11 protein-coding genes are annotated in these 13,953 nt (G+C 65.8%); 3 read left to right on the top strand and 8 right to left on the bottom strand.

Annotated features, from left to right (window positions below):
* Nucleotides 1-21 precede the first annotated feature (21 nt).
* On the bottom strand, nt 22-588 hold the full coding sequence (gene dcd / locus E1742_RS02040) for a dCTP deaminase (RefSeq protein ID WP_134383268.1): 567 nt from the start codon (nt 586-588) through the stop codon (nt 22-24).
* 115 nt (nt 589-703) lie between these two features.
* Nucleotides 704-1,561, bottom strand: a complete 858-nt coding sequence (locus tag E1742_RS02035; protein ID WP_134383266.1) for an alpha/beta fold hydrolase — start codon at nt 1,559-1,561, stop codon at nt 704-706.
* Between the two features lie 444 nt (nt 1,562-2,005).
* Between E1742_RS02035 and E1742_RS02030 the strand changes: the two genes are divergently transcribed.
* Nucleotides 2,006-3,544 carry a hypothetical protein gene (locus E1742_RS02030; RefSeq protein ID WP_134383264.1) on the top strand — a complete coding sequence of 513 codons (1,539 nt, stop codon included), beginning with the start codon at nt 2,006-2,008 and terminating at the stop codon, nt 3,542-3,544.
* A gap of 90 nt (nt 3,545-3,634) precedes the next feature.
* Here E1742_RS02030 and E1742_RS02025 read toward each other — a convergent pair whose 3' ends face one another.
* From E1742_RS02025 to E1742_RS02015, 4 genes are all read right to left on the bottom strand, one after another.
* A complete protein-coding gene (locus tag E1742_RS02025; RefSeq protein ID WP_307721923.1) occupies nt 3,635-5,392 on the bottom strand; it encodes a DNA internalization-related competence protein ComEC/Rec2 in 1,758 nt (585 codons plus the stop codon).
* On the bottom strand, nt 5,317-6,063 hold the full coding sequence (locus E1742_RS27200; protein WP_307721903.1) for a ComEC/Rec2 family competence protein: 747 nt from the start codon (nt 6,061-6,063) through the stop codon (nt 5,317-5,319). Before E1742_RS27200 ends, E1742_RS02025 begins: the two co-directional genes overlap by 76 nt.
* A gap of 92 nt (nt 6,064-6,155) precedes the next feature.
* Complete coding sequence (locus E1742_RS02020; protein WP_134383262.1) at nt 6,156-6,476, bottom strand: EthD family reductase; 321 nt, start codon at nt 6,474-6,476, stop codon at nt 6,156-6,158.
* Between the two features lie 41 nt (nt 6,477-6,517).
* Nucleotides 6,518-7,177 carry a TetR/AcrR family transcriptional regulator C-terminal domain-containing protein gene (locus tag E1742_RS02015; RefSeq protein WP_134383260.1) on the bottom strand — a complete coding sequence of 220 codons (660 nt, stop codon included), beginning with the start codon at nt 7,175-7,177 and terminating at the stop codon, nt 6,518-6,520.
* Between the two features lie 125 nt (nt 7,178-7,302).
* Here E1742_RS02015 and E1742_RS02010 point away from each other — a divergent pair, with 125 nt between their 5' ends.
* The gene (locus tag E1742_RS02010) at nt 7,303-9,729 is read left to right on the top strand and encodes a membrane-bound PQQ-dependent dehydrogenase, glucose/quinate/shikimate family (protein WP_134383258.1); all 2,427 of its coding nucleotides are present in this window, start codon (nt 7,303-7,305) and stop codon (nt 9,727-9,729) included.
* A 4-nt stretch (nt 9,730-9,733) separates the two neighbouring features.
* Here the strand turns inward: E1742_RS02010 and E1742_RS02005 are convergent, their stop codons facing one another.
* Nucleotides 9,734-10,762 (bottom strand): LacI family DNA-binding transcriptional regulator, encoded by a 1,029-nt coding sequence (locus tag E1742_RS02005; protein WP_134383256.1) that lies wholly within the window; start codon nt 10,760-10,762, stop codon nt 9,734-9,736.
* A gap of 36 nt (nt 10,763-10,798) precedes the next feature.
* Entirely contained in the window at nt 10,799-12,154 is a 1,356-nt protein-coding gene (locus E1742_RS02000) for an MFS transporter (protein WP_166793389.1), read from the bottom strand.
* Between the two features lie 322 nt (nt 12,155-12,476).
* Between E1742_RS02000 and gudD the strand changes: the two genes are divergently transcribed.
* A complete protein-coding gene (gudD, locus tag E1742_RS01995) occupies nt 12,477-13,820 on the top strand; it encodes a glucarate dehydratase (protein WP_134383252.1) in 1,344 nt (447 codons plus the stop codon).
* Nucleotides 13,821-13,953 lie beyond the last annotated feature (133 nt).

Below are 13,953 nucleotides of genomic sequence, written 5' to 3'. Positions count from 1 at the left end.
GGCAGGGGCCCTACAACGACGTCAGGCCTTCGGCAGCGTGACGCCGTGCTGGCCCTGGTACTTGCCGTTGCGGTCCTTGTACGACGTTTCGCACACTTCGTCGCTCTCGAAGAACAGCACCTGCGCGCAGCCTTCGCCGGCGTAGATCTTGGCCGGCAGCGGCGTCGTGTTGGAGAACTCCAGCGTGACGTAGCCTTCCCACTCCGGCTCGAACGGCGTCACGTTGACGATGATGCCGCAGCGCGCATAGGTCGACTTGCCCAGGCAGATCGTCAGCACGTTGCGCGGTATGCGGAAATATTCGATCGTGCGCGCCAGCGCGAACGAGTTCGGCGGAATGATGCAGACATCGCTCTTGACGTCGACGAACGAATTCGAGTCGAAATTCTTCGGATCGACGATCGTGCTGTTGATATTGGTGAAGATCTTGAACTCGTCGGCGCAGCGGATATCGTAGCCGTACGACGACGTGCCGTACGAAATCACCTTGCGGCCGTCCTCGGCCCGCACCTGGCCGGGCTCGAACGGCTCGATCATCCCGTGTTCCTCCGCCATGCGGCGGATCCATTTATCGCTTTTAATCGTCATTGTTTTGCTCTCTGCTTCGAAGGCGGCGTGCCATCGTCATCGGGAACCGATGACTGGAAGTTGATCTGCCGGTTTGCCCGTGCAGCGGGTAGTCCCCGCCGCGTCGCCCGCGATTTTACGCGATCGGCGCGTGCAATCCTGAAAATTTTGACGGATTTACATGCTCCGACGGCGCTTCGCCCAGCAGTTCGGCGATCATGTCGCGGATCGTGCGCGCCGTCAGCGCAGGCGACTCCATCGGAAACAGGTGCCCGCCGGGCATCATGCGCAGGTGCTTGCCCACCAGCGCCCGCGTGGCGCCCAGGCCGGCCTGGCGGTTCTCTTCGGACGTGCGGCCGGCCAGATAGCCAACCGGCACCGTGAACCCGCGGCGCAAGAGGCTGCCGATATGGTGCGGCAAGGTGCGGTACACAGCCGTCTCGGTCTCGCGCGTAAAGCGCAGGCGCATGCCTTCCGCGCATGGCGCCAGGCCCGCCTCCAGGTAGTCCTGCAGCACGCCCGGTGCCCACGCCGCGAACAGCGGCTTGCTGGCGAAGTGGCGCATGGCGTCGTCAAAGCTCGGCCACGTATTGCGCCGGCGTGCCGACAGCCGCGCGGGCGACAGGCGCTCGCGCAATCCCAGCAGCTTGGCAAGGTGCCAGACGCGCGCGCGCCACCCCGCCACGACGGGCGAATCGAGCATGACGACGCAGCGCGCCAGCTCCGGCCGGCGCGCCGCCGCCATGAGGCTCAACATCCCGCCCAGCGAATGGCCGACCAGGATGACGGGCTCGCCTTTGTAACGCGCCTCCAGCTCCGCGATCAGTTCGTCGACCAGCGTCTCCCAGCCGTCGCGCACCGGGAATGCGGGATTGTGGGCGTGCATGTCGAGGGCCGCCACGTCGAAATGGGCACCCAGCAGCTCGAACAACTGGCGATAAGTGCCGGCCGGGTAGCTGTTGGCGTGGGCAAAGTGCAGTGTTGGTTTCTTCATGAGCGCCGATTGTAGGGGCAATGGCGTTGGAATGTTGGTGGGGGCATTCTAATCGACGCCCCCCGGTACCGTTCAGTGCCGATACCAGTAGCGCGGACGCATGCCCGGCATTCGCTCACCACGATCCCGGCACCTATATCCAGGGAGCGGCTTCCGCCACGTCGCCTCAGCCAGGATGCACTCCAGGCAACCAGCCCGACGATCACCGTGCTGTGCAGCCCGGCGATGGGGACCGGGCAGCTATGAATACAGCGGTTTTTGCCCCGGATCTGGCGATACCGGCAACGATATTTACTGGAAACAACTGCGCCGGTAGAATACACAGCGTTCCCGACCCGGGCGGCCATTACATTAACTGCTAACCTTCTCGTAAGAAACGTCGCCTTGCTTCCTGTGATGAGACATCACTGAAGGTCCAGAAAGTTAGCAACATCAGGAGCAAGCTTGCTAAAACGCCTTTCTACCTATTGGTTTCTCCCTCTTTTTCTGGCGATCGCCGGTGTCGTCCTGGTCAATACGTCGCTGACGGGCGATGGCTATGAGTACATGCTGACCATGCATGCCCTGTTCGAGCACGCGTCGCCGAATATCACGCTGGCCGACGTCGACTCCCTGAAGCAAAGTGCCGGAGGCATGCCGAATTACGGTGCGACACTGGCTGACCTGATGCCTCTGATCCATGAGCATCTTCTCGCCCCTGAAAAGACGCCCGCTTATACTTATACGATCATGCCAAACGACCGGGGCGAGTTTTATGGCATTCATTTCGGTCTGTATTCGCTGCTGGCGCTGCCGTTCTATGCCCTGCTGAAGGCGTTGGGCGCGCATCCGTATTACGCCTTCTCTCTGCTCAACCTGACTTTTTGTGCGGTTGCATGCCTTTATATCAGGCGCGCAATGCCGGACCGTTCCTCGCTTGCGATGCTGCTCTTCCTGCTCTCGGGAACCACTTTTTACCTGAGTTGGACCGGCCCCGAAGTGATGACCGCAAGCTGCGTAGTGATTGCCGGCCTGGCGATACTCCGGGGCCAGACGGGGCTGGCGATCCTCCTCGCCGGTCTGGCGGCCAGCCAGAATCCGCCATTATTTTTGCTGATTCCGTTTGCGGTCGCCTACCGCATCCTGATGGCCAGGTATCCAAAGCTGCAATGGCCGGACAGCGTTGCCTCCGCCGTGGACAAGCGCGAACTGATCCTGGCCGCGACCGGTGTATTGCTGGCGTTGGCGCCATATGCGTTCTTCCAATGGGTGTTTGGGACGCCGAGCGTGATTGCGCGCGATTTCAACGATCCGGGATTCATCACCGGCGCCCGCCTGTTCTCATTGTTTTTCGACCTGAACCAGGGAATGGTGATCGGCAGCCCCGGCATCGCGCTTGCACTCCTGCTCGGCTTATTCCTGTTGCCCAGACAAATGCGATCCGCATGGCTGGCCGTATTTGTACTGGTGCTCGGCGTCGTCATCCTGATGGCATTGCCCGCGCTGAGTACCATCAACTGGAATTCGGGCTGCGTGGTCATGGCACGCTATTCCTATTGGCTGGGCATGCCGCTACTGGCCGTGGCCTTGCTGGCGGCAAGGCTGTCGTCGCCAAAGTCCGCCGTGGCGCTGCTGCTCGGTGGCGCGGTGCTGCAGACGATATTGCTCTTCAGTACCGGCCTGCTGGGCGGGAAGACCATTTACTACGAGCACTTGCAGCCGGCACGCTGGGTTCTCAGCCATTTCCCGCAGCACTACAATCCTGAAGCCGAAATCTTCCACGCGCGGACCCAGAAGGTCGTCATCCTGCCCCTGCCGAAGGACAGCATCTCGGTTTTCAGTGCAAACGGCAAGCCAACCAAGATCATGCGCCATCAATCGAACCGGAAAGCACCGGCCGGTCTCTGCCCTGCAGGCAGTGAGCTGCAAGGGGAAAACGTCCGTCCTGTCTCGCGCGAATGGGAGTACCTGCACGCTCCGTTCCAATGCGTTGCCCGGCCTTAGGCATCAACCGCGCAGACGTGGCGATCAGCACCGACGGGGCAGACGGCGTATCCGGCTGCCGGTTGCGCTGACGCCCTCATTGGCCGGAGTCTATTGGCCGTACCAGTAGCGCACGTGCTCGCGGCGGTATTCGTGCGCTTGTACCTCGTCGCCGAAGTCGAGCATCACCGCGCCGGATACATCGGTACGCAGGCGTTCGATGCCGAGCTGGCCGTAGCGCTCGTAGACTCTTTTTTGCGGATGCTTGTAGCGGTTGCGATAGCCGACCTGGAACACGGCCACGGACGGCTGCACGGCTGCCAGGAAACCCGGCGTCGACGAGGTGCCACTGCCGTGATGAGGCGCGAGCAGCACATCGGCGCGCAGCGCGTCCGCATTTTCCCGAACCAGCCGCGCCTCCTGCGCGGCTTCGATATCGCCCGCCAGCAGGATCGATTTCGCACCGTTCGTGATGCGTAGCGTGCAGCTCAGCGCGTTCGCTTTCGGCTGCCGGTCCGTGTAGCTGGCCGGCAGCGGGTGCAGCATCTCGAAGCGCACACCGTCCCACTCCCAGCGCTGGCCCGCCGCGCAATGCAGATAACGCGGCGCCGCGCGCGCGACCGGATGATGGTGCGGCAGCGACGACAGCAGCCAGCCCGCCTCCACGCCCGCCAGCAGCGACAGCGCGCCGCCCGCATGATCGGCATCGCCGTGGCTGACGATCGCACCGTCGAGCCGGTCGATGCCGCGCATGCGCAGGTATGGCACGATGACACGGCTGCCGGCATCGGCGTCCGGGCCGTAGGCGGGCCCGGTGTCGTACAGCAGCCGGTGGCCGGCCGTCTCGACCAGCACGGCCATGCCCTGCCCGACGTCGAATGCGACGACCCGGAACGTTCCCGGCGGCGCGAAATCGGGCTGGCCGCCAAGCAGCGGCAGCCACGTGACGACGCCCAGCCAGCGCGCCGGCCAGCCGCGCGGCGCCAGCAGCCATATCGTACCGAACAGAGCCAACGCGAACGTCCACCCTGCCGGCGCAGGTGCCGTCCATACGGCCAGCCGGCTGGCGCTGACCCAGCGCAGCAGCGCCGCCAAGGCCGCTACAATCTCGTGTGCGCCCACCAGCAACGGCGTCGACAGCGGCTCGGGCAGCATGCCGCCGGCCAGCGCCAGCGGCGTCACCAGCAGGCTGACGACGGGGATGGCGATGGCGTTGGCCAGCGGGCTGACGATCGACACCTGCGCGAACAGCAGCATCGTCAACGGCACGAGGCCCAGCGTGACGGCGTATTGCGTGACCGCCGCCGCGCGCACGGCCTGCGCCAGCCGCTGGCGCCGGGTCAGCGGCCGGCCGCGGCGCGTCTCATCGTCGCCGGCATCCGGCGCGGGCGCCTGCTTGTGGATGGCCGTGCGGCCGACCGTCGCGTACAGAATGAGCCCAACGGCGCCGAACGACAGCCAGAATCCCGGCCACAGCACGGCCCACGGATCGACCAGCACGACGACACCGGCGGCCAGGGCCAGCACGTGCAGGACGCCGGCGAGGCGGCCGGTCCACAGCGCGAGCGCAACGACGCACAACATATATAAGGTGCGCTGCGCCGGTACGCCGAAGCCGGCCAGCAGCACGTACAGCAGTGCCGCCAGCGTACCGCCCAGCGCCCCGACCTTCTGTGCGGGCAGCCGCAGCGGCAGCGCCGCACCGGGAACGAAGAACGAGTGACGCCACAGCCAGGAGACGGTCCAGGCGACCAGCCCGGCGATCATCGTGATGTGCAGCCCGGAGATCGAAATCAGGTGGCCGATGCCCGTGCGGTTGAATACCTGCCAGTCGGACTGGCCGATAGCGCGCTGGTCGCCGACAACCAGGGCGACAATGACGCCCGCATACTCCCGCCCCGCCAGGGCACGCCGGATCCGATTGCGCAGCACGGCGCGGGCGCGTTCGACCAGGTTATGCGGCGTGGCGACAAACACATCGAGGCGGACGTTGTCCCCTCCTTGCGCACGTAACCTGTCGCGCGCACGCCTTGCTCCAGCAGCCACAGTTCGTAATCGAAGCCGCCCGGGTTGGCGTTGCCGTGCGGCCGCTGCAGGCGCACTTTCAGGCGCCAGCGCTCGCCCGGGCGGACCTTGCCGGGTGCGTCGTGGGCATACCACGACAGGACGACGCGCGGCGGCACCCGCATTGCCCGCGGTGCGATGACTTCCTCGATGGCGAAATGGAAACGGACGCTTTGCTCGCCCGCGCCCGGCAGGCTGTCCACGGTGCCGACGACCACGACGTCGCGGCCTTCGTCGGCCTGCGCCAGCGCCGGTGCCAGTGCCCGGCCCGCCACGAACGCCGCCCAGCAGAAGCCGGCCAGCGTGCCGGCAATCGCGGTCGCCGCCGTCCGCCACCCATGACGCAACAGGGTTGCAAGCGCCGCCGCCGCGAGTGCCAGCCCCGCCAGCGCCAGCAGAACCGCCAGCGTCGGCAAGGCGGCCCGCGTCTGCAGCAGCGCGGCACCGCCCACAAATGCCAGTATCGCGCAGCGCATGGACCGTCCCGGCGAGGAAAACCCTCACGATAGGCCGGCAGCAGGCAAGGGTGCCTTGCGCCAGATCAGGCGCACGGCATTTTAGCGATGCATCACGAGCGGTCGACCACCACCTCGCTGACCTGCCGCACCGGCGTGATATTGGTGAAGTTCGGAATGTCCGCGGCCAGCTCCGCGCTGTGCGGTGCCAGCCCGGCCATCAGCGATTCGAGGGAGTCGCTGTAGACGTGGCACATGGCGATGAACGCGGGCGCGCTGCCGGGTGCGACGCTGCTGATTCCCTGGTCGATGGTGTAATAGCGGCAATGCTCGCCCATGCGCTCCTTCAGCATGGGCAGGTGCCGGTCGCGGTAGTAGGCATGGTCGAAATGCGCTTCGGGGCTGTAGGGATACATGACGCTCAGTTTGATCACGGTGTGTTCTCCAAAAAGTTGGCCCGCTTGGGGCGAGTGGGTCATGCGACCGAAGATTCCGGCAGGACCAGGCGCACGACGGCAGCCACGCGCTGCGCCAGCTGCTCGGGCGTTTGCGGCGCGTCCATGCCGAGCGCCAGCATGCGTTGCCGCTCGCTGGCCACCATGGTCAGCGCGAATTCGGCTGTCATGGCGGGATCCTCGATGCGCAAGAAGCGCTTGGCGTGCATGCGCGCCAGCCAGGCCGTCAGCTGCTGCAGGCCGTGCTCGTTGCGCGACCGATAGTAGGCGGCACCAATGGCCGGGTAGCGGCTGCGCTCGCGGATGGCCATCACGTAGATGGCCACGGCCCTGGGGCCGCAGGCGAAGGTTTCCCACTGATGCAGGAAACGCGACAGTACGTCCCGTACGCTGGCCGGGTCCGGCACCGGCTGCTCCAGGATCGCCGTGACCGATTCGGCGCCGCGCCGGACAATGTGCCCGATGAGTTCCTCCTTGCTGGCGATGACGGTATAGACCGTGCGTTTCGACACTTTGGCCCGCTCGGCCACTTGCGCCATGCTGAAATCCGCGTCCGCCGCCTGCTCGTCCAGAATCGCGCCGGCCGCGCTGACCAGCCGGTCGATCAGCTGGGCCGGCGTGTGGAGCGCAGGGCGGCCCATCTTCGTTCGCTCCGTGCCAGTCCCCTCCATCTTCTCCATCCGCACCTTCCAAGAAGCGCCATTTCCCGCCCGGGACGTGACGCGCAGTTAAGAAACCCATAAGTTTACAAAGTCCAAGTGTGAGCATATCATACCGACTGTAGCTTTCAACCGATTGGAATTCCATGTCTTCCGCATCCCGCCCCGGGCCGCTTCTGGCCATTACCGGATTCATTTTCGCGCTGCTCGGCCTCGTGTTGCTTGGCGGCGGCGCCTACCTGATGAGCTTTGGCGGCTCGCCCTACTATGTGCTCGCCGGCCTTGGCCTCCTGGCCACCGGCGTGCTCGTGTTCAAGGGCCGCCGCGCCGCTCAGAGCCTGCTGGCGCTTGTCCTGCTGGGCACCGTTGTCTGGTCCGTCATCGAAGTTCGCTTCGACTGGTGGCAGCTGCTGCCGCGACTGGACATCTGGTTCGCCGCCGCCGTCTGGCTACTGTTGCCTTTTGTAAATCGCCGGCTGGGCAAGGCGCCACAAGGCAGGGACAGCGGCCGCGTTGCCCTGTTCGGCTCGGCCGTGCTGACGGTGCTGGTCGGCCTCGCCGCGCTGTTCCACGACTACCATGACCTGCACGGCGAGGTGCCGGCGGCGAACATGTCCGCGCGCACGGTGCCGGACGTGGCCGGCGTCGCACCGAACGACTGGTCGGCGTACGGCCGCTCGGGCCTGGGCGACCGCTACGCCCCCGCCGCGCAGATCACGCCGGCCAACGCGGGCAAACTGCAGCAGGCCTGGAGCTTCCATACGGGCGACATCAAGGGCCCGAACGATCCCACCGAGATTGCCAACGAAGTCACGCCGATCAAGGTCAACGGCATGCTGTACATGTGCACGCCGCACAATATCGTCATCGCGCTCGATCCGGATACCGGCAAGCAAATCTGGCGCCACGACCCGAAGATCAACCGCGATGCCGCCGGCTACCAGCACATGATCTGCCGCGGCGTGTCGTACTGGGATGCCAACGCGGCAAGCGCCGCGCCCGGCAAGCCCGTGCCTGATACGGCCGCGATGGAATGCCCGCGCCGCATCTTTGCGCCGACGATGGACGCCACGCTGATTGCCCTGAACGCCGACACTGGCGGGCCCTGCAAGAGCTTTGGCGACAACGGCGTGATCGGCCTGTACCACGGCATGGCGATGAAAAAGCGCGGCTTCCTGATGCCGACGTCGCCGCCGGCCGTGTCGCAGCACACGATCGTCATGGCCGCCAGCGTGACGGACAACGACTCGACCAACGAGCCGTCCGGCGTCATCCGCGGTTTCGACCCCGTCACCGGCAAGCTGCTGTGGAACTGGGATGCCGCCCGTCCGGACGAAACCAATCCGATCGGCACCGGCCAGACCTATGTCAACAATTCGCCCAACTCGTGGGGCGTCTCCAGCGTCGACGAGAAGCTGGGCATGGTGTACATCCCGATGGGCAACGAGACGCCCGACACGTGGGGCGGCCGGCGCAACAAGAATGGCGAACGCTTCAACAGCGCCATCGTCGCGCTCGACCTGGCGACGGGCAAGCTGCGCTGGGTCTACCAGACGGTGCACCACGACATCTGGGACATGGACATCGGCGGCCAGCCCACGCTGGTCGACATCGACACGCCCAGGGGCAAGGTGCCGTCCGTCGTGGCGACAACCAAGCGCGGCGACATCTACGTGATCGACCGCCGCGACGGCTCGCTGGTCGTGCCGGCGCCAGAAAAGCCTGTCCCCACGGGCAATGTGGCGGCAGGCGACCACGTCTCGCCGACGCAGCCTTTCTCGGCGCTGACATTCCTGCCCGAGCGCAATATCAGCGAGACGGACATGTGGGGCACAACGCCGTTCGACCAGCTGGCCTGCCGCGTGATCTTCCGCCAGCACCGCTACGAAGGTCCGTTCACGCCGCAGACGGCCGGTCGCGGCGCCATCATCTCGCCGGGTCCGCTGGGCATTTTCGAATGGGGCGGCGCCGCCGTCGACCCGGTGCGCCAGCTGCTGATCGTCAATCCGGACTATATGGGCTTCCTGGAACGCCTCGTGCCGCGCGCCCAGGCCAACGCCAAGGGCGGTACCGGTTCCGAGATGGGCCTGCAGCCGCAGCACGGCACGCCATTTGCCGTCGAGATCAAGCCGTTCCTGTCGCCGTTGGGCTTCCCGTGCCAGGCGCCGCCATGGGGCTATGTGGCCGCCGTCGACCTGCGCACGATGAAGAAAGTGTGGATGCACAAGAACGGCACGACCCGCGACAGCGCACCGGTACCGATCGCCCTGCCGCTGGGCGTACCGAGCCTGGGGGGCATGGCCACCACGGGCGGCGGCGTGGCCTTCCTCAGCAGCACGCTGGATTACTACATCCGCGGCTATGACGTCAGCAACGGCAAGGTCGTGTGGAAAGCACGGCTGCCCGCGGGCGGCCAAGCCACGCCGATGAGTTACGTATCCGACAAGACGGGCAGGCAGTACGTGGTCGTCATGGCCGGCGGCCACGGTTCGCTGGGCACGAAAATGAGCGACGAGCTGGTGGCGTTCGCACTGCCGGACGGTGTCGCCGCGCCGGCGGCAAAGCAGAAATAAGCCGTCAGGTACTGCCCCGCTCGATCAGCTCGAAGCCGGTGTCCGTCACCTTCGGTACGCGCGGCCCGTTCGTCGATTCGCCCAGGCGCTCCAGGATGGCCTGGGCGGCAATGGCGCCGATGGCCACGCCATCCACCCGTACGCTCGACATGGGCGGGAACGTGTAGGCGGCGAAATTCAGGTCGCCGAAGCCCAGCACGGCCAGCGCCTGCGGCACGCGCATCCCCCGGCTGGCCGCTTCGGTCATCGCGCCCTGGGCCAGCGTGTCGGAGCTGCAAACCACCAGCTCGATATCCGGATGCGCCGCCAGCAGGCGCGCGCAGCCTTCGCGTCCCAGTTGCAGGCTGGCGGGAGTCGTCACCGTCTCCGTCGCCACGACGCCGACGCCCTGGCGCGCCAGCGCCGCCTGCAGCCCCAGGTTGCGGCGTGCGGCGCGCGGATCGTTGGCAGTCAGGATGGCGATCCGGCGGTAACCCTTCTGCAGCATCCGGGCGGCCACCGTGTGCCCCACCTGTTCATGCGAGAAACCCACCAGCATGTCGATGGGGTGCGGCGTGATGTCCCACGTTTCCACGATCGGGATGCCGGCCGATTCCAGCCGGCGCCGGGTGTTATCGGAATGCAGCGTGCCAGTAAGGATGAGGCCGTCGGGACGGCGGCTCAGCACCGTCTCGACCAGGATTTCCTCGCGCCAGATTTCATAGCCGGCCAGGCCCAGCAGCAGCTGGTAGCCGCCCGCCGTCAGCTTGTCGCTGGCCGCCTGCACCATGTCGGCAAAGATGGGATTGGCTACCGTCGGCAGGATCAGCGCCACCAGCTTGCTGCGGTCGCCCGCGGGGGCGGCCGGTGGCCGGCTGCGCGCATACCCTGTTGCTCGCACCGCCGCCTGGATGCGCGCCAGCGTGCCGGGGCGCACCAGCTGCGGCTGGTTCAGCGCGCGCGACACCGTGATCGGCGAAACGCCGGCAACGCGGGCGACGTCGTTCAGCGTCGCGCTGGTGATGTAAGGCTCGTCGGGCTGCAGTGGTTCCATGGTCGTTTGTGTGGCGAAACGACAATTTTACCGTGTTCAGTCCTGGCGGAACTCGAAGCGGCGGATGTCGCCCACGACAAACAGGTAGCACAGGATCGCCACCAGCGCGTTGGCGCCGACAAAGACCAGCGCGCCGGCGAACGAACCCGTCGCGTCCAGGATATAGCCGATGGCTATGGGCGTCGTGATGGCGGCCGTATTGCCGAACGTATTGAACAGGCTGCCGCTGAGGCCGGCGGCCTGCTTCGGCGACGTGTCCGAGACAACGGCCCACCCCAGCGCGCCGATGCCCTTGCCGAAGAATGCCAGTGACATGACGGCAATGACCAGCCAGTCCTGCTCCACGTAATTGCAGATGATCATGCTCATCGCCAGCAGCATGCCGGCCACGATCGGCGTCTTGCGGGCGGCCGACAGCGACGCGCCGCTCTTGATCATCCGGTCGGAAATGACGCCGCCCAGGATGCCGCCGAGGAAGCCGGCGACGGCCGGCAGCGCGGCCACGAAGCCGGCCTTCAGGATCGTCATTTGCCGTTCCTGGACCAGGTAGACGGGGAACCACGTCAGGAAGAAGTACGTCAGGGTCGTGATGCAGTACTGGCCGATGTACACGCCCAGCAGCATCCGGCTGCCCAGCAACTGGCGGATGCTGGGCCACGTGGCGATCTTGTCGGCCAGGCGCGGGCCGCCTTCGATGTCGATCAGGGCGCCGCCCGCCTCCATGTAGGCCAGCTCGGCCGCGTTGACGCGCGGATGCTGGCGCGGGCCGTGGATCGTATACAACCACACCACGGACATGCCGATGCCGAGCGCCCCCATCACGTAGAACACGCTCTGCCAGCCAAAGCTGTGCACGAGCCAGCCCATCAGGGGAGCGAACAGCACCGTGGCGAAATACTGGGCCGAGTTGAAGATGGCGGCTGCCCTGCCCCGCTCGGCGGTAGGGAACCACGCGGACGCGATGCGGCTGTTGCCGGGGAACGACGGCGCCTCGGCCGCGCCGACCAGCAGGCGCAGGCAGAACAGCGCGGCAACGGCCGAGCCGCCCGCCAGGAAGCCGACACCACCCATCAGCAGCGTGAACAGCGACCACAGGAAGATGCTGAAGAAATAGGTGATCTTGGAGCCGAACCGGTCCAGCAGCCAGCCGCCGGGCAACTGTGCCAGCACGTACGACCAGCCAAAAGCGGAAAACACGTAACCCATCTCCACGGCGGACAAATCCAGCAGCTTCTTCAGCTCCGGACCCGCAATCGAGATCGTGGCGCGGTCGGCGTAGTTGATCGTTGTAACGATGAACAGGATCGCCAGGATGGTCCAGCGCACGCGGGTGGGTTTGGCACGAACGCCTGCTGGCGCCGCGGCCGGGCTTTTCAGTTGCTGTGTGGGCATGCTGTCTCCTGTTTGCATGATGGTTGGACGCCCGCTTTGTACTTTCGGCACGCGGGTCTAGGCGCGACTGATATGATGCATCAGTTTCTGTCATAAGCTTTGCAACAGTATAGCCATGAGTCCTGCTTTTGTGCAAACTGTCGAGAAATCCTCTTTGCTCATTACAATCAATCGGTTATCTAACTATTGAGAATCTGGAGGGTAAATATTTGTCCTGCGGTTGCGCCAAGTGCATTGATCGGCTAACATCGTTCGCAACGGCGGAAGCATTGCCGTCGCCCAGCAAATCATTTTCTATCATTTTCGCACAGCAGGAGATACCATGCAGCAGACCACCCGCACCAGCACGCCCGTGATTACCGAACTGCGCGTCATTCCCATTGCCGGCCGCGACAGCATGCTGCTGAACCTGTCGGGCGCGCATGGCCCCTACTTCACCCGCAACCTGGTGATCCTGACGGACAGTGCCGGCAACACGGGCGTTGGCGAGGTGCCTGGCGGCGAAGCGATCCGCGGCACGCTGGTGGATGCGCGCCCGCTTGTGATTGGCCAGTCGATCGGCAATTACCAGGCCATCCTGAACAAGGTGCGCGCAGCCTTTGCAGAGCGCGACGTGGGCGGCCGCGGCAATCAGACGTTCGACTTGCGCATCGCTATCCATGCCGTGACGGCGCTGGAAGCATCGCTGCTGGACCTGCTCGGCAAATTCCTCGGCGTACCCGTCTGCGCGCTGCTGGGCGACGGGCAGCAGCGCGACCAGGTCGAAATGCTGGGCTACCTGTTCTACGTGGGCGACCGCGCGGCAACCGACCTGCCCTACGACAGCGCCCCGGACGAGCCGGACGACTGGCTGCGCCTGCGCCATGAAAAGGCCATGACGCCGGAAGCGGTGGTGCGGCTGGCCGAAGCGGCCTACGCCCGCTACGGCTTCAAGGACTTCAAGCTGAAAGGCGGCGTGCTGGCCGGCGAAGAGGAGATCGCCGCCGTCACGGCACTGGCCGAGCGTTTCCCGGACGCGCGCGTCACGCTGGACCCGAACGGTGGCTGGCTGCTGAAGGACGCCATCCGTCTGTGCCGCGACCAGCATCACGTGCTGGCGTACGCGGAAGACCCGTGTGGCGCGGAGGACGGCTACTCGGGCCGCGAAGTGATGGCCGAGTTCCGCCGCGCCACCGGCCTGCCGACGGCCACCAACATGATCGCCACGGACTGGCGCCAGCTGGGCCACGCGGTCCAGCTGCAGTCGGTCGACATTCCGCTGGCCGACCCGCATTTCTGGACGATGCAGGGCTCCGTGCGCGTGGCGCAGCTGTGCAAGGAATGGGGCCTGACGTGGGGTTCGCACTCGAACAACCACTTCGACGTTTCGCTGGCGATGTTCACCCACGTGGCCGCCGCCGCACCGGGCAGGATCACGGCGATCGACACGCACTGGATCTGGCAGGACGGCCAGTTCCTCACCAAAAATCCGCTGCAAATCGTGGGCGGCAAGGTGGACGTGCCGACGGCGCCCGGCCTCGGCGTCGAGCTGGACATGGATGCCGTCGAGCGGGCGCACCAGGTGTACCGCAATATGGGGCTGGGCGCGCGCAACGATGCCGTCGCCATGCAGTACTTCTTCCCGGGCTGGACGTTCGATCCGAAGCGGCCGGCGTTCGTGCGTTGAGGCCGGCCGCCCGGCGGACCTAACGCACCACCGCCGCGCTGACGCCAAGCCTGCTGCTGCAGGCATCGAACAACGCGTCGCACTGGCCGGGCAGCGTGGCGCGAGTCTGCCCGAGGGACGCCGCCAACACGCT

It is taken from the genome of Pseudoduganella plicata, from assembly GCF_004421005.1.
In the GTDB taxonomy this organism is placed as follows: Bacteria; Pseudomonadota; Gammaproteobacteria; order Burkholderiales; family Burkholderiaceae_D; genus Rugamonas; species Rugamonas plicata.
The sequence above is the reverse complement of the archived record's forward strand: the minus strand, read 5'-3'. Positions and strand labels throughout refer to the sequence as shown.